Genomic DNA, 16,829 nt, shown 5'->3' with positions numbered 1-16,829 from the left:
TTCGAAACCTGTAGATTACGCTAAATAATCTACAGGTTTTATGCCAACTAGCTTGAGCAACACTAAGATGGTTTGAATCAAACCGTTATCTACCACAATCCGAGCTGCCCTCTTAAATGGCCTTTGGTAAGCCATTGCTCAGGGTAATAGAAAAGTAAGACGCTTTCTGTTTCGCCTTCAGCCCAATACCCTCTCACTAACTCAGACTCTCCCATAACCGTCAACCGGCTCTCTAGTTCGAGATCTGGTGTTTCTAGATAAACTTCATCGGTATACAGAAAGAAATAGTCAGGGTACAGACTGTAGTAACGCCCTTCGACTCGGTAAATTGCCGTCTTTTCTGCATCCACGACACTAAACACCGCCCTTCCACGTTCGCAGATAAAACTCACATTGACACCAGTTGTCTTATTCTCACCCAGATAGTAGAAGTCACACGATGCGCCGTTAGAAAAAGCTAATACGATAGGTAGTGCAGCGATTAGCACTGAAATTTTAATTATCCAGAACTTCAAAAGTGACCTCCCCAAATGAATTCACAGCGTAGTAGATGATATTGTCATCTTGATCTGGGCTGAGTACCGCATCTCCTTGTTTCCATTCGTCGGAAGCAAACCCGCATACCTGTTGATCCGCAGTCACCGGCTCACAAGTCAACGTTCTTACTCCCAGTGACATATGGAACCAGCCAGCCAGTACCCATACACTAAGCAACAACCACACAACAGGGGAAAAGTAGGTTCCGTAAAATGTTTTGATGTGTTGATAGTGGTCCGCTATAGATAATGGGGGCTTAGGTATTGCTTCCTCACTAGGCTCGTCAATCTGTTCCACGCTATTCTGTGGAGCGCCTTCATAGGCGAGCCTAAATTTGAAGTCCGATTTATACCCCTCTTTCGGCACTGTCACGAGTTGACTACTTGGTGAAAACTTTTGTAGAAGGTTGCGAATATTCCCTATCGCAATGTTGACAGAACGCTCTGATACTACCGAGCCAGGCCACCCTACCTCAAGCAACTCAAATCGGGAAAATATACTTCCCGGGTGCTCATAAAAATGAATCAAAATTTTCCGCTCAGCGCTCGACATCTTAATCAAATGCTCGCCGTCGGAAAGGGTATTGTGCTCCACAAATAATTGCTTTGCTTCACTGCTCTTCATCTCAAATTATCCACTGTTGTATTGTTCCTTCTTGAATCCGTCCTTAGAGTTCAACTATCAACCTTTAAGATGGTTCTACACTTGTCACCGAATATGTATGGCTTTCCTAATAAGTAGCCTTGAAACCAATGACAACCGACACTCTTCATTCTTTCGAAATCTTCCGTCGTTTCTATTCCCTCCGCGACGACAATAATTCCTTCCTTTCTCCACGCTTGAACACTTTTCACGAGCAAAGTATCCGTGCTTTCCAACCTAGTTAAGGACCGATCTAGTTTAATGATAGATGGTTCTAAGTTGAGTATCCTGCCGAGCTCGATATCTCTTAAGCAAACATCATCCAGCGCACGGTGAACTTTAGGCAGCCACTTAGTCATCGCAAGTTCGCGAAAACGCTCTTCGTCACGGCATACTTGTTCTGTGAGCTCAAAAACGATCCGAGATAGATCAATCTTGAACTGTGATAGACATGTCCGGTAGACACTAATTTGGTTTGGTGACTCCATAATGTCGAGAGCGGTATCAGGAGATACGTTGATGAACAGCTTGCAGTCTGTACTTTTTTTCGCGACAAACGTGTGGAAGTTTAGGATGTGCAGAACAACTAACCATTGCTCTATCAATGAGCGTTCATTAGCATCTAAACGGCTAAGAAACACATCCGTCGGAATATGAGATTCAAATTGGGATCCCTCATCCAAACTCGCTAGTCGTTGATCTTCGCAGGAGACTCTCACCAGGCTTTCAACTCCAATCATTGAATTTTTGCCATCAAAAATGCCCTGAAACGCACTCTTTAAGACAACGCGATGCTCAGGAACGTGCAGCCGATGCTGCCCGGCTGGATTACGAGAAAAGCGTAAACTTCCCATACTCATATGCACTACCAATTATTTAACAAAAACCTGCCAAACACTTTACTGCAAAGAAACAAGCGCGATCTATTGTCGGCCGATGTTATATTTTATTGTTTATATTTGTTGCAATTCTTTGAGGTAGTACCTCACTCTATTGATGTACAGAAAGCGGGCCTCACTCGAAGTCTTTCCATCCTTTTATCAATGAGTTAATGCGCTAAACTTGGCACCATACAATACACTCATGAATAAACAACGTGTCTGCACTGTGCATCTTGATTACAGCGAGTGAACCATTCATTACGCCAATATCCTCTCATTCCTAGCGCTTTTCGCATCGCATGATATTCACACAATAAATATAAAAAGTTCTAAATAGTCAAAGTAGTACTCTCCTTAAAGCATTAGTTTTACTAGTCTGCTTCGAGCTAGGAACTTTAGAAAAACAAACTAGATAACAACGAGTTGTATCGAGTTGGGCCTAATGACAAAAGTTTAATTAACTTTGTTGCCTTGAATAGAGAACACCGTTCAATAAACTCCCCCTAACATTTTTATCAATATATTCTCTGGGAGTATAAATGAAGCGCCACGTGAGACAGTGTCGATTAGCACTAGCGGTAATAAGCATCCTTGTATCTTCTTACCCAATGGGAGTATTCGCTCAGCAAATAGAAAGTGCAGCGGAAACGGCTGCAGCAAAAGAGGCCGCTGCAAAAGAAGCAATCGCCGAAGCAGAAGCGGCGGCTGAAAAAGCTGCTCAAGCCAAGGTCGAAGCTGAAGAGGCTCGAGCAAAAGCAGAGGCGGAAGCTAAAGCGTCGCTCAACAACAAAGCTGACACTCAACCTGAACCTGAGCGTGGCGAACTCGATTCATCTCCAGAGTACTTTATTGGCTTGATACATTCTCGACGTCTATCTGGAAAATTCCACTTTGGACCTTCAAGTGATCCACAAGATCTCGTCTACGATGCCGACGGCGGCGCGGGGATAAAAGTAGGCGCTCTATATAGAGATACACATCGATTAAGCCTTGAAGCGACATTCCATACCCTCAGAATCTCTCAAGAAGATTTATGGGACACGTTCGGCTATTCCGGGAGTAGGAAGAACATCGACGCAACTGACCTTGCAGCCAAGTATGATTACGTTTGGAATCTGGACAACGAAGGCCACTTCTCAACTAGCCTAGGTGCCAAGGTTGGCTATCGATTCGTAATGCAAAACGAAGATACCTTACCCATGTCAGCTTTCTTTGTTGGAGCACAAGCGGGCGTCTACTACAAATTCACCAATTGGTCTATTGGCACTGAGTTAGCCTATCAACAACATAAAGAGTTTAAGACTGGCTCTGGGAGTGTTTCCTTTGGTGGTGAAACCATGCTCAACACTTCTCTTTCATACCACTACTAGGAGACCACATGAACTTCCTCAGCTCAACAATCATCCTACTGACGTTTCTTACGGTTACATCTAGTAGTTATGCTCAAACAGAGTACGAAAACAATTCATCAGTGAACATGCAAAGTTCATCGTCGAAAGATGACCCAAATTTCGACTTTTATATCGGCCTAGAATATGGGAAGAGATTACAAGGCGGCATCAATAGCAGCTATCCCGACGGCTCGGAGTACACTGATCCATATGGCTACTCTAGCGAATATCATGACGCAGCTTACGGTATAGAATGGGGGGCGATCGTCAACCGCCGACACAGAGTAGCTACATTAATCCAGTATAAAGAAGCCAGCTTAGAGGATTGGGATCCAGAAAGTCATACCGATACGATTGACTCAATGAACTTCATCGTTAAATACGACTATATGTTACCGCTTACTTCTTCATTCTACCTCACCGCGGGAGGAAAGCTTGGTTATGAAAGCATTGTCGGTTCAGATTTATCAGACCGAGAGGAATCTGACTTTTCTGGCCCTACGTACGGCGTACAAACCGGACTTTACTACATGTTCGATAACTGGAGCCTCTCTACTGAACTTAGCTACGACATTCATACTGGTGAGCTTGAAACTGAATATGGAAGTACTGTGAGCTATGACAATGAAGTCATTTGGGTAACCAGCTTAGATTACCACTATTAACCTTGAAGCCGCTGAATGTATTCAGCGGCTTCTCGCTTCTTGTTACTCGACTTCGAGATTTATGGGCCCCCTAACTGCCCATAAAGAGGCTTCATATCGATATCGATCAACTGCTAATTACATTTTAATTTTCAGATGAATATCCGATTTTTATCGCTCCAGTAACTCCTAATCCACCTTCTTCATAAAAGTTGGTAACTAGTACACCATTTGACTGAATATTAAAGGTGTGAGCCTTGGCATCAGCCATAACTGACCCCTTCATCTCGATAAATGTGCTTCCCCATGCGGAATTTATGTGACCGTTGGATTGATATGACAAAAGAGCATAAGAGTAGTTTGAAGGCCCTATGTGAGTATGGCCAATACCTTTAGAAATATATACTTCATCTGTTTCTGACAGTTCAACACTTTGCCCAGTAGATAATGGAATAATTATATTCGGGGTATCTGACATAGCATATTCATACGTTTCTACCGCGTAGTTGGTTATCGTATATGAATTTGCATAAGGGGATAGTGTTAACACGGCCAACCAAAGCATTTTTTTCATTATATATTACCTGTTATTTTGAATTTTGATTATCATATATCTAGTAAAGGTTAGCAGCTATTACTAAATCTTTTACCAATGGTTTCTTCCATCCATATAATAACCTCTGGTCGAAATAGCCCGGTGGCAGTTATTTGGCTACTAGGCGGGGAGCCTATACCAGTGCTCAGAACCCCAACAAGTCTCCGGTCCTCACTTGATAGGTTAAATATTATTGGCCCCCCTTTCTCCGCTTCGCTAACACCATACTGGGAACTGACAAAGTCTTGGTTAACTGGGTTATTTTTATGACTTTCAAAAACCGTATTGTGAGATTCATAGAACTTGCCACTCTTAAGCCTTGGAAGTTGTGAGTCAGAACCTAACCCTAATAAAGTTACTTCAGAACTATCAGGTAGATATAACTGCAACAATGGAAGGATCTCTGCGCCCCCCACATCCAACCGTTGTGTACTTTTTACCAAGGAAATATCTGGCTCTGCCTCGATATTTCCTCCGGTAGTTGGGATATTGAACTTAGGCATAGGAACAATTTTTTCAATGCTACTTAAAGTTTCAAATCTAGTTATCACACCATCTTCATAAGGGCATGTTGCTATTTTTATTGTATCTTCTGGCCTATTATAATTAAGCATATGAGTAGACGTTAGAATCCAGTGCGAGTCTATTAAAACCCCAGATTCACTTACCCTTTTCTCTTCATCATTATATAATCCAACGAAGAATTTATAGTTAGAAGAGTCAACAACCTCACCATTTATCATAAGATATCCTTATATTGTCACCAATTAAATGAGAAAATAAGCAAAATATGCTTATCGGGTTAACATATAACCCAATAATTTAACCATATTAAACAAGAACCGAAATCTATTGATAGGATTTGGGCAAGATCCCACATGAATAATCGTACAGCCTATATTTACATGAGCGATGCGTAAGAATTTACACCATAGAATTTAATATAATAGCTTTACTATCTAGAATATAATTTCGCTCTCTTATATGGGTGGAAATATCGGATAAAAATTAAGTCTAATCAAAACTCTAACTCTTAAGGGTTCCATTCCAAGTCACCATTTATAACCTGCACAGGACATTTTTCTATCCGCTAGAGCTCATAATTCAACGCCACACCACTTTCTGCAGCAAAATCCTCGTCGTGACTGATCAGAACAAAAGCGCCTTGATAAGCTTTGAGGGCATTTGCAAGAATGACCTTAGAATCAATATCCAAATGGTTATCTGGCTCATCCAGCAATAATAAAGGCTGCTCTTTCTGGTGGCTGACGACTAACATGGCTAACTTCATTTTCTCACCACCACTGAGCTGGCAAACAGTGCGATAAACGGAGTCACGGCGAAAGCCTATTCCAGCCAGTAGTGTCCTAGCTTGATCATGTGGCAAATGTGGACACAACTCCGTCAGGTTATCGAGCATGGTTCGTTCTGAGTTCAGAACTCCGAAATGTTGGTCGAGATAGTAGACAGGTGTATTTAACTGCAATTCTCCACTCATTAACTCTACTTCACCCTGTAGCACTTTAAGTAAGGTAGATTTTCCGCACCCATTTCCACCACTCAATCGCATTTTACTCCCGCCATTTAATTGAAGTGTAAGTGGTGTATTGCAACCAAAAGGCAACACACCATCCACAATAGAAAACAGCCGCTTCCCTCTGCCTTTTTCGCTATCCATGTAGAGTTTTTGCGCTTTAAGTTGCTCGTGACGACTTTGCAATTCCGACGCTTTTTGTTCCAAAAACTCTCGGCGGCCACTTTCATTTTTACGCCGGTTAGATGCAGATTTCGTCGCGCTACTTCTCATCGCATTAAGCAAAATTTTGGGCTGCCCGCCTTGTTTTCGGATTTTATTTCCTTGTGCGGCACGCTTATCCGCTTTTTCTTGATCCTTTTGCGCTTGCTGCTCTAACCGCTTCTGTTGATTGCTCACGCTGAGAAGCTGTCGCTCTACCGCCCTAGCTTCGAGATCTTTTTGCTCACGATAGAAATCGTAGTTCCCTCCATATTGGGTTAGCCCTCGCTGACTCAGCTCCCATATTTGATTCACCGAACGCAACAATTGACGATCGTGGCTTACCACCAATACGTATCCTGGAAACGCTTGTATTTGCTCAATAAGCCAATTTTTGGCGTTGCCATCCATGTGGTTGGTCGGCTCATCAAGGATCAGTAGGTCGACGTTAGATTTGAACAATTGCGAAAGCTGCAGCTTCGCTAACTGACCACCGCTTAGCTTGCAGCACGGAAAATCCAGATCAGTAGGTACCCCTAGCTCCATTAGCTCATCACTTAACGCCTGCCTAATTCCCCAGTTATCTCCGACAATCTCAAACCATTTAGGATCACTACTTCCCGCTTCAATGTGCGTCAAGGCAGTTAAGAGATCGTCGATTTTCAAAAACTCCGCCAAACTGGCAGAACTTTCAATCAATGCGGATGGCAACTGGCTGTAATAACCTACGCTACCTGTTAGTGAAACGGTGCCTGAGCTTGGTGTTTTGTGCTTCATCAGCAGAGATAGCAAAACCGATTTCCCAACACCATTTCGCCCCACCAGCCCCACACGGGGTTCAGACAGTGAAACCGAAATGTCGCTTAGCAACGTTTCTCCGTTCGCAAATTGGTATGTGAGATGATGTGTTTGTAGTAACAACGGCATAAGTGCCTCCTGTGTGCAGGGGCATTAGGCATAGCGATGGTCGATCGACAGATAAAATGGCGCACCATTTAATCGAATTTTAATGTTGTAGTCGGTTCGAGAAACGAGCGATGATGAGCTACGCCTACTAACCCTGTATATCCAAGATAAAAATGTGTAACGTTCTGGAAAACAGGTATTAGTTATTCATGTGGGCGTAAACTCCGAAAGAAATGATGTGAGGGAGTGTAACGTCAGTGGTGCGCAAAAATCAAGCAAAACGAATGACGACCATTAAGCCGCCATTCATTATTACTTTAGAGCTCGATCATTACTTCACTTTATAAAGTGTGCTGGCATCAGTATGTGCAAATGGCTTTCCATAGATATTCAATTCAGAGCTTTGAGAATAAGTGAGTTCATTCTCTGAAATATTAAGATTCATGGTAAAGTTCGTTGTAGTTGCATTATCTGTCATGTATTCAGATTCTGCGATTCCACGCTTAGAAGCCACTAAAGTCATGTTATTTCCAGCAGGACCTTCTGCGGTAACACATGTGGTACGTGGCACACAAAATGAGTTATATACAATTTGGTTTTCTTGGTCGTAAATTAAGTAGCCACGTTGATCATGAAACTTAGAGTCATCTGATTTTCTGAATACTTCTTGCTTATAGTACAAAGCAACTAAGTATTGATCACTGGCATTGGTCGCATCAGCAGCCACTTCAAATGTCATCACTTCGTAGAACGGTGTCACTGCCGGACCACCTTTCCCTACATCAGAGCCTTCCTGACCAGGAGACATATCAACACCACCTGACTCAACCGATTTCCATGTGCCAACTAAAGGGGCTAACGGACCAAAATCCATGCCGTTGATTTCTGTATGTTGAGCGTCGGCTGGCATAGATAAAGCGGCACAAATTCCCACTGCTAATAATTTTTTCATTTTATATTTCCTTTATGTTTTGACTTTACTGCCAAGGAATATAAGCCGATAAATAAAAAATTATTTATTTCAGATCATTTTTTACACGAATTAACTTTAATAAATGTAAGCATTCATTTCAAATAAAACTGAATGATATATATTTAGACAACTAATTGATCAGAGAACTAGCGATGGGGAATAATTAAACACGTATCAAACAAAAAACACACATCATTAAATAAAAATGAGTTCAATTTATAGAATAAAAATACGTATTTAACGTGCTTGAAATAATAACCCATTATTAATATCTCTGTCATTAGCAATATTAGACTTAGTTACCAGACTTCGACTTCTGTTCACTTTTCAAACAAATTAAGTTGACCCACAGGTCAAATTTAACATATTATTTACAGTTGAACTAAACTATTAGGTTAGAAAACTCGCGACCATAAAAGGAGCATTATGGTGAAGCTTACAATACGAGCCAAAGCAGTGTTAGCAACCGTTGTTGCTGCCCTAGTGATCATCACATTAATGGGGACTTATTCTTTCGTCTCTAGTTGGAACATTCTGATAGAAAAGACGTTCCAGAGAGAACTTCCCGCAGTGCTTGGCGAAGTAAGCAACGATTTAAATAGGCAGCTCGATGGCCCAATCGTCGCTTCTCAAGCGTTAGCATCTTTGCCGATTTTTACCCAATATTCTTCCTCTACTTCTGAGCAGGAGATCACGCAACTTTTATCGTCAGTCAAGCAAGAGTTCGGGGCAATTACCTCTTATTTTGTCTCCGCTAAAGACAACAAATACTACATCCCAGACGGCATTCTAAAAACCATCAAGTCGAGCGAAAGTGGTGATGCGTGGTTTTTCAATTTCATTAAATCAGGCAAAAAGTTTGAGCTTTCGTTCGATACCGATAGCGCAACTGGCATCCCAACCATGTTTGTTAACTATGCGGTTATTAATAATGGCCAACGCGTTGGCGTTGCTGGTATTGGATTAACCCTAGACACCATCACACAACTCATCAGCCAATACAAACTGGGAGAAAATGGGTTTGTTTTTCTAGTGGATGCAAAAGGTGACATTAAGATCCACCCCGACAAGTCAATGATTGGTAAATCACTAACTCAACTTGGTGTTAGCGATGCCGCCTCTTTGCTCCAAGCTCAAGACTCAGCCGTACTAGAAGCCGAGATTGGAGGCGAGACCCAAGTTATCGGTGCCAAGACAATGCCTAGCATTGGTTGGACGCTGATTACTGTAGAACCACGTAGTGACGTATTGGCTGATCTCAACAGCTTTAGCCAAACTATGATCCTAATGGCTATCGCAATTGCTGTCATATATACCCCAATCGCCGCTTGGATCACCAATAAACTTCTTGCCCCATTTGCTCAAGTTGCCACCCTTCTTGAAGATATCGGTAAGGGCGGCGGTGATTTAACGCAGCGTCTAGACGATTCCCGACATGATGAAGTTGGCCAAATGGCCAAAGGTTACAACCAATTTGTGCAATATCTGGCGGACTTATTGCGCGATGTCTCCAATACTGGGCAAGAAATCTCTACTTCGGTACAAAGCGTCGATGGTATGGCTCACTCAATGGAGCAAGAGATCAAGCAGCAGACCAGCCAAATTGAGCAGGTTGCCACTGCTATTCATGAAATGGGCGCGAGTTCAGAAGAAGTGGCCTCAAGTGCCGATGGCGCTGCGAAAAGTGCTACGTCAGCAACCGACTCGATTCGTATTGGATTGCAATCAGTCAGCTCTACCTCAGACAGCGTTGAAGCCATGAACAATCAGCTTCAAGAAACCACCAATGTGGTGAATCAACTGGCGCAAGATGCAAGCTCAATCGATACCGTTCTTGACGTAATCAGTGGTGTTTCTGAGCAAACTAACTTGCTCGCCTTGAATGCTGCAATCGAAGCCGCACGTGCTGGTGAGCAAGGGCGTGGTTTTGCAGTTGTCGCTGATGAAGTCCGAACTCTTGCATCCCGAAGCCAAGCCTCAACCGAAGAAATTCGCGCGATTATCGAGCAGCTACAAAAGCGCACAGAGGCCGTGGTATCTGCCATTGCCACCAGCTCTGATATCGCGAAAAACTGTCAGGTTGAAGCGACAAACTCTCAAGAGCAACTCACTTCTATTTCTGCCGATGTAGAAGAGATGAACGCTATTAACATGCAAATAGCCTCTGCGACCAATCAGCAGTCTAATGTAGTGAATGAGATCTCTCCTCACGTCACGAATATCGCAGAGATCGCTCGTCAGAGTGATGAGATGGTGGAACGTACCGCCGCCGATTGTGAGCAGTTAAAACAAAAAGCCGATCACTTAGGGCAACTGGTCAGCAAGTTCAAGTTTTAAAGCCGTTAAGCTCGAACACTAAACCCTGACACCTTAACGACTTAACCTAAAACAAATGCGCCGCGCGATTGCACGGCGCATTCTTTGACGATTCGTAAACAGCACATGCAAACCTCTATCCTCAATATATTCAAGGGTCCAACTCTTAGCAGCACGCTTCGCGGTGTCGGCCAAATTGCATTTCAATACAACCTGTGGTCAGGTGTGCTGTTTTCATTCGCTATTGCCATCACGTCGCCGAATGCTCTGCTCTATACTCTGGTTGGCTCATTAACTGGTTATCTGGCAGGGGCCGTATTCAAAGCCCCGACTAGTGCCTTACATGGGGGACTTTACGGCTATAACGGGGCCTTAGTCGGCTTGGCCACGGGGATGTTTTTCCAACCTTCCGTTGTCGCACTGCTCCTAGTCATGGTTGCTTCATTCGCCACATCAGTCTTCATGAAACTTTGGGCGCATAACTTTCCATCTAATCTCCTCCCGCCTTTCACGTTGCCGTTTTTGAGCACTTTCTGGTTGATTAGCGGTACTGGCCTTCTTGAACCGGTGTCCTTTGCGACACTGTTACATGGAGAGTTAAATCAATGGCTTCAAACCGGCTTAGCGACGCTTCATGGCGTTGGCCAAGTTTTCTTCATTGGTTCCACACTGGCAGCCGTTATTATCGTCGCTGGATTTATTGTTAATTCAATGTCTGGGGCAGCGTGGGCTATCGGCGCTTCTTTGATTGGATATTGGAGTGGGCAGCTACTTGGCGCGGATGATCCAAGTCTGCATGTCGGGTTATTTGGGTTTAACGCAACACTGACGGCAATCGCCCTTAATATACGTTACGCGAACCATATCGTTGTTTTAGGTTCGGGAGTAGTACTGGCTACTTTGCTGACTTGGCTGGCAGGGAGTTTGTCACTGACCGTGCTTACCCTGCCATTTATTGTTGCCACTTGGGCAACCATCCTTATTGCTGACCGAACATATTGGCGCAAACGAAACGAGCAGCCAAAGAAAAGCACTTAGAATTATAATGCCGCAAGGCCGACTTGCCGCTGCCGATTTAAACGGGGTACACCACTTTAAACCTTTCCAACAGCAGCAAAGTGCCTTGTGAGAACGGAATATTCAGTTCCTCGCACTCAGAGGTAAAGAAGCGCTGATGAGCGTTGCGCCACCATTCTAGGCTTAGATCGCCCTCACCTTCCGCCTGAGCAAACTCCGCACTTACCTGCTCAAACGGACAAGTAGATACATCCGTAATTTCAATCACGCAAACAGGCTCACCGCTCCAGTTTGTTACAACCTGAAGATGACCAACTTGGGGCCGTTGCTCACCTTCCTCGCTATACCAACGTTCCATCGAACATGTGGCAGTCTTCTTGCCAGTACGTACAAGCTCGGCACAGATATTGGCATTTTCTTCATCCGCACAGTAATAATCCGCACTGACCGATGGGATTGCACGACGTTCTTCCGCCGTTAACGTGCTTAAATACTGATTTAGATATTGCTGAGCTTGAGCATCCATGTTGTTGTTTTCCTACTACTTTCCCTTGCTTTAGGATGCAGAGCATAATGCGCCGCTAACTGAATACCAAGAAAAAGAGCCAGTAATACTGGCTCTTGTCATCCTTTTGCTTATTGATACATCAAGATGCTTGTTCAGCGAGAGTAGCATGGGTTGCAGCTGGTGGGTTTTCATGGCGCTTAATCGCAACCATCAAGTGGATAAGAAGTAAAATCCCCGTTACCGCCAGGCCAACTCCGATACCAGCCCAAATACCCGCTAGCTCGAATCGCGGCATCAGCCACCAAGCAGCAGGTAGACCAAACAACCAGTAGCCTATCGCAGTCATAACCGTTGGCATCGAGACAATCTTCATACCACGCAGTAAGTTGATAGCAAGAAGTTGCCATGCATCGACAATAAAACACAATGCCACCACCCAAATAACCGAAGCCAGCAACGCGCCCATACCATTTTGACCATCATCTAGCTGGAACAAAGCAGCAATGGCTTCTGGCCACAGAATAAAGATTGCAGATAACACAACACTAATCACACTGACCAAGAAGAAGCTTTGCAAAGAAGTACGCTTTATCCCTGGGTAGTTTTCCGCCCCGTAGTCACGCCCAACCAATATGGCAGCAGCTTGAGAGAAACCGAAGTTCACGTTCCAGGTAAAGCTCAAACATTGCAGTAAGATTTGGTGCAGCGCTAAAGAAGCAATGCTGATGGTTCCGGCCATCAAGGTACCGCCGTAGATTAATCCATGTTCTAGCAGAGCTGCTGCTGCAATTGGCAAACCCATTAGCAGTAGAGGATTCATCAACTTAAGTGAGTATTCCTCACGGTTTAACCAAGGGGCAAACGGCAAATACTCTTCTCTTTTGAACACCCAAACACCGTAGCCAATCATCACAATAAACGCAGCAATGGCCGTACCAACCCCAAGTCCGGTGAGCCCCATACCAAATTGGAAAGTCAGTAGGTAGCTAATTGGTACATTGAGCACCACAGTAATAACAGACATCACCATGATGGAACGCACATTGCCTAGCGCGCTGGTTAAGCCACGCAGCACCAATAGGATAAGTGATGGAAACATCACCCACTTAAGCGCATGCACGTATTCCATCGCTAAATTCACCACTTCTTCAGGCTGATTCGCCGCTTGAAGAACGACAGGCACAAAATAGAAGCTGCCCATCAAAATCACACTCATCACCACGGACAGCAATACCGCTCCTTTGACCGCCAATCGAATTTGCTGATTACCAAACTCGGGCCTTGCAACGCGCTGACCATAGGCGATAGCGATAAGGTTCGCGACACAACCAACGGTACTGCTAGCGATGATAAAAATGAAAAAGTAGATCGAAGCGCCCAAGCCACCCGCGGCCAATGCAGACACACTTAATCGCGACATCATCCACACATCGGTCAGAACTAATGCCATAGCGATGAGCTGAGAAATGATCAGTGGGAATGCCAAAGCGAGTATTTTTTTCATAGTGTATTGGGAGCCTGAATATCTTGCTTGTAATGTCGCCTAAATTAAGCGTATCGACACTGGTATTCAATTGATATATACGTCACACTGACATTACATAAACTCATGCGAGAGAAAAATGAACGCTTATCCTAGCTTGCCCTATTCACACAACGGGCTAAAAGTCTTTGAATCGGTAGCACGCCTTATGAGCTTTACGCTTGCTGCCGATGAGCTGAACGTCACTCAAAGTGCCGTCAGCCGTCAGATAAAACAGTTAGAGGATGACTTAAACGCAAGTCTGATTATTCGAAAGCATCGTTCAATTGAACTCACTTTACAAGGGTTACAATTATTCCAAGCTCTGCGAGAAAACTTCAGCAAATTGGAATCATTAATCGCCTCTTGGCAAGCACCAGAGCATAAAAGAATCGTCATCAAAGCCACGCTGAGTTATGCCACTCGTATTTTGATTTCTAAAGTCCAAGACTTAAATAAACTCTATCCCGACTACGAGATTGTGATTATTCCCTGTATCGAAGAAGACGAAAGCCTAAACACACCCGATTACGATCTTCTGATTTTTCATACCAAGCTGCGCGATCACTACGAAAACAAACCCAACATGTTCTTCCTACGAGAAGAGTTCATGGCCCCCGTATGCGCTGCAAGCAGTGTCACAGAATCCACCACCATTGATACGATTCTCAAAATGCCTCGTTTACACCCAACCCTCGACCACCATGATTGGAAAATGTGGACATCGCAAATCGACTATAAAGAAACAACTCCAGCCAGAAACACCACCTTCTTTACCCTCGATCTCGCACTAAGTGCTTGCCTTTCTGGACAGGGCGTTACCGTGACCGATTTGTTGTTAATCCAACAAGAGCTTGAGCGTGAGTTCTTTTACTGCCCAGAAAACGCCAGCGTTCAATACAGCGCGTGGCGGTACTACGGCCACCAGCGAACGCAATCCCAAGTCATTGACGACATTATTGAATGGTTAAAAGAAGAAACTGCACAAGAATTACAGCGCTTACGTCAAATGGCACGTAAGCATAACTGGGGCGGTGTGTTGCGAGATTCGTAGCCAAGAAACAATCGTCTAATGGCATTTTTCACATTTCTTTGATCTTTGTGGTGGCACTCTATGCTATATATGCCCACCCATTTGCTGTAGGTGACTCCACAATGTTCAAAGCCTTCTGTTATAACCCACTGATTACCATCCCACTACTTTGCCTAAGTAGTAACGCGGTTGCCTCGGACTCTTGGAAAACGGTCAGTGATATTGGTGCGTATGGATTAGTCGCCACCGCACTCGCGGTACCCGCATACAAAGAAGATTGGCAAGGGTTTAAACAGGCTGGATTTAGTATTGCGACCGCGTCTGGTGTGGGTTTACTAGGAAAAGCAACCATAGAGAAAGAACGCCCAGACGGTAGCGATAACCACAGCTTCCCGTCGAACCACACGGCTAATGCATTTGCCTCAGCCACCACTCTGCATTTGCGTTACGGCTGGCAAGCAGCATTGCCCGCCTATGGAATGGCAACCTTAGTGGGCGTAGGTCGTGTAGAAGCTGATAAACACTATTGGAGTGATGTATTAGCGGGAGCTGTGATTGGATCAGTATCAGCATGGGTGTTTACCGACGCTTTCGACGACAATGTCCAAGTACTACCGTGGGTTGATAGCCAGTCAGTTGGGCTGAATGTATCGATGCAGTGGTGACGGAGCTACCCATCGAGTAAGGGTTTCCCTTAACCAAACGAGTAGCTCTTTTGAGTTAAGCTTCTAACTAACAGCACTAACTGCCAGTGAACAGAGCCTTAAAACTGCGCCGTAATCCAGACCATGCGGTGATCAGATGATACATCTTTGCCTTCACCTTCTTCGCCAACACGAGGGTCATTGAATAGCTGACGCCCTTCTTCAAATGACGCCGCCCAGTACACTCCAGAATCGACGACGTTAAGCGTTGCAGAAGGCATTGCGTAATCAACACCAAGCCCAAATGTGGACGTCATGCGCTCAGGAATTGGGTGGTCCTCTAATTCGTCAACAGCATATTCGGCAGCACCATAACTGGTAGGGTATAGCTCACCATTCATCACCTTTTGATTGACCAATGGATCCGCATGCAACGCAGCCATAACTTCAGTAAATCCGTCGCCAGCGACTGGATCTAAGTTCTGATCGCCCATAATGACAAAGTTTGCGCCAGCAGTTAGGCCCCCTGTTTTACCAGCGTCATCGTATAGAGACTCACCACCCTGAATGTACTGGTGCCAGAACTCCACTTCATCAGCGTTCATTTGTTTGTTTTTGCCCGGATCAAATACAGGTGGTGTCGGGTGGGACATAAGGAGGTGCACGACTTCTTCACCGTTCTCTGTCGGGATAATAATAGGTGCATCTACGTGGTTCTTAGACGATAGACGAACTACATCCCACTCGGCTGCTGAATACCACGGGTCGCCACACTCCATACCTTCAGGAATGGTTTCAGAGCCATCACAAATAGTAATCAGGGGGTTACTCGCTCCTTCAAGATCCTTCCACTTAAATTCTTGGAATGTACGTGTATTTGCTGTATCGATTTCATATTGAGACATCAGTGCAAATGCGTATTGACCGTGGTATAAGCCAAAGCCCCAGCTATCACCAGGTTGGAAACCGTCAGAGCCATCATTATCCAAATCGTGGCCAGATACTAAGCCTGTATTTGTCGCATACGATTCAAAAAACGGGTATTGAATCGGCTCTAAGTTTGCCTCACCTCCAGCTCCATCAATACTTTGTGCAACCGATAGATAGTTTTGCTGGAAACCAACCAACGCATCTTTGTTTTCACCGGTTCCATCATTATTAAATTCAGCCATCATCAAAACATTAGGGCGTTGCTTTTGAATAACAGCCGCAACATTACGTATTTGAATGACTTTTTGTGCCGTCGTTTTAGTATCTCCAGAAAGCGAACCATTTAAGTAGCCCGCAACCAACACGTCTTGTTGCTCTGGCTCGATTTGCATTTCAGCGACTAAATCTTCAAAAGTATTTCTGTCGAAAGAAAGGTTGTAAGTCGCGATTTTTACATTGGTTGTGTCTGAGTCATTACAACCCGCCAGCAACATCGCACCAAGAATGAGAGCTAAAGGTTTTTTTGACAGTTTCATGTGCAGCCTTATCGTTATT

General features: G+C 44.3%; 16 protein-coding genes. 6 read left to right on the top strand and 10 right to left on the bottom strand.

The annotated features are described in order from the left end of the window. Window positions 1-89 precede the first annotated feature (89 nt). From J4N42_RS15465 to J4N42_RS15455, 3 genes are read right to left on the bottom strand one after another with little or no spacing between them, the layout of a single operon-like run. Window positions 90-515: a hypothetical protein gene (locus tag J4N42_RS15465; RefSeq protein WP_252033182.1), complete on the bottom strand. Its 426-nt coding sequence runs from the start codon at window positions 513-515 to the stop codon at window positions 90-92. Then, window positions 496-1,161, bottom strand: a complete 666-nt coding sequence (locus J4N42_RS15460) for a transcriptional regulator (RefSeq protein ID WP_252033180.1) — start codon at window positions 1,159-1,161, stop codon at window positions 496-498. Before J4N42_RS15460 ends, J4N42_RS15465 begins: the two co-directional genes overlap by 20 nt. Window positions 1,162-1,211: 50 nt before the next feature. Continuing rightward, window positions 1,212-2,039 carry an EAL domain-containing protein gene (locus tag J4N42_RS15455; protein ID WP_252033177.1) on the bottom strand — a complete coding sequence of 276 codons (828 nt, stop codon included), beginning with the start codon at window positions 2,037-2,039 and terminating at the stop codon, window positions 1,212-1,214. 560 nt (window positions 2,040-2,599) lie between these two features. Here J4N42_RS15455 and J4N42_RS15450 point away from each other — a divergent pair. Further along, the gene (locus J4N42_RS15450; protein WP_252033175.1) at window positions 2,600-3,430 is read left to right on the top strand and encodes a hypothetical protein; all 831 of its coding nucleotides are present in this window, start codon (window positions 2,600-2,602) and stop codon (window positions 3,428-3,430) included. A gap of 8 nt (window positions 3,431-3,438) precedes the next feature. After that, window positions 3,439-4,116, top strand: a complete 678-nt coding sequence (locus J4N42_RS15445; protein WP_252033174.1) for a hypothetical protein — start codon at window positions 3,439-3,441, stop codon at window positions 4,114-4,116. Between the two features lie 124 nt (window positions 4,117-4,240). On the opposite strand, the gene J4N42_RS15440 is transcribed toward J4N42_RS15445, so the two are convergent. The 4 genes from J4N42_RS15440 to J4N42_RS15425 form a co-directional block, all read right to left on the bottom strand. After that, the gene (locus tag J4N42_RS15440; protein ID WP_252033172.1) at window positions 4,241-4,669 is read right to left on the bottom strand and encodes a hypothetical protein; all 429 of its coding nucleotides are present in this window, start codon (window positions 4,667-4,669) and stop codon (window positions 4,241-4,243) included. Between the two features lie 50 nt (window positions 4,670-4,719). Next, window positions 4,720-5,433: a trypsin-like serine protease gene (locus J4N42_RS15435; RefSeq protein ID WP_252033170.1), complete on the bottom strand. Its 714-nt coding sequence runs from the start codon at window positions 5,431-5,433 to the stop codon at window positions 4,720-4,722. Between the two features lie 347 nt (window positions 5,434-5,780). Continuing rightward, window positions 5,781-7,352: an ABC-F family ATP-binding cassette domain-containing protein gene (locus J4N42_RS15430; protein WP_252033168.1), complete on the bottom strand. Its 1,572-nt coding sequence runs from the start codon at window positions 7,350-7,352 to the stop codon at window positions 5,781-5,783. Between the two features lie 310 nt (window positions 7,353-7,662). Beyond that, window positions 7,663-8,283 (bottom strand): heme-binding beta-barrel domain-containing protein, encoded by a 621-nt coding sequence (locus tag J4N42_RS15425; RefSeq protein ID WP_252033166.1) that lies wholly within the window; start codon window positions 8,281-8,283, stop codon window positions 7,663-7,665. A 447-nt stretch (window positions 8,284-8,730) separates the two neighbouring features. Here J4N42_RS15425 and J4N42_RS15420 point away from each other — a divergent pair, with 447 nt between their 5' ends. Continuing rightward, entirely contained in the window at window positions 8,731-10,641 is a 1,911-nt protein-coding gene (locus tag J4N42_RS15420) for a methyl-accepting chemotaxis protein (protein WP_252033164.1), read from the top strand. Window positions 10,642-10,725: 84 nt separating this feature from the next. Beyond that, window positions 10,726-11,658 (top strand): urea transporter, encoded by a 933-nt coding sequence (locus tag J4N42_RS15415; RefSeq protein WP_252033162.1) that lies wholly within the window; start codon window positions 10,726-10,728, stop codon window positions 11,656-11,658. Window positions 11,659-11,695: 37 nt separating this feature from the next. Here the strand turns inward: J4N42_RS15415 and J4N42_RS15410 are convergent, their stop codons facing one another. After that, the gene (locus J4N42_RS15410) at window positions 11,696-12,163 is read right to left on the bottom strand and encodes an ASCH domain-containing protein (RefSeq protein WP_252033161.1); all 468 of its coding nucleotides are present in this window, start codon (window positions 12,161-12,163) and stop codon (window positions 11,696-11,698) included. Between the two features lie 121 nt (window positions 12,164-12,284). Then, on the bottom strand, window positions 12,285-13,649 hold the full coding sequence (locus J4N42_RS15405) for an MATE family efflux transporter (protein ID WP_252033159.1): 1,365 nt from the start codon (window positions 13,647-13,649) through the stop codon (window positions 12,285-12,287). A 118-nt stretch (window positions 13,650-13,767) separates the two neighbouring features. On the opposite strand from J4N42_RS15405, the gene J4N42_RS15400 reads away from it, so the two are divergent. Together J4N42_RS15400 and J4N42_RS15395 are read left to right on the top strand one after the other, a co-directional pair. Continuing rightward, the gene (locus J4N42_RS15400; RefSeq protein WP_252033157.1) at window positions 13,768-14,721 is read left to right on the top strand and encodes a LysR family transcriptional regulator; all 954 of its coding nucleotides are present in this window, start codon (window positions 13,768-13,770) and stop codon (window positions 14,719-14,721) included. Window positions 14,722-14,822: 101 nt separating this feature from the next. Continuing rightward, window positions 14,823-15,365, top strand: coding sequence for a phosphatase PAP2 family protein (locus J4N42_RS15395; protein WP_252033155.1), 543 nt, complete (start codon window positions 14,823-14,825; stop codon window positions 15,363-15,365). Window positions 15,366-15,463: 98 nt separating this feature from the next. Here J4N42_RS15395 and J4N42_RS15390 read toward each other — a convergent pair whose 3' ends face one another. Next, window positions 15,464-16,810: an endonuclease/exonuclease/phosphatase family protein gene (locus J4N42_RS15390; protein WP_252033153.1), complete on the bottom strand. Its 1,347-nt coding sequence runs from the start codon at window positions 16,808-16,810 to the stop codon at window positions 15,464-15,466. Window positions 16,811-16,829: the final 19 nt, after the last annotated feature.

The sequence above is a fragment of the Vibrio sp. SCSIO 43135 genome (assembly GCF_023716665.1).
Classification (GTDB): domain Bacteria; phylum Pseudomonadota; class Gammaproteobacteria; order Enterobacterales; family Vibrionaceae; genus Vibrio; species Vibrio paucivorans.
Note: the sequence above shows the minus strand (reverse complement) of the source record. Positions and strands in the feature narration are given on the sequence as shown.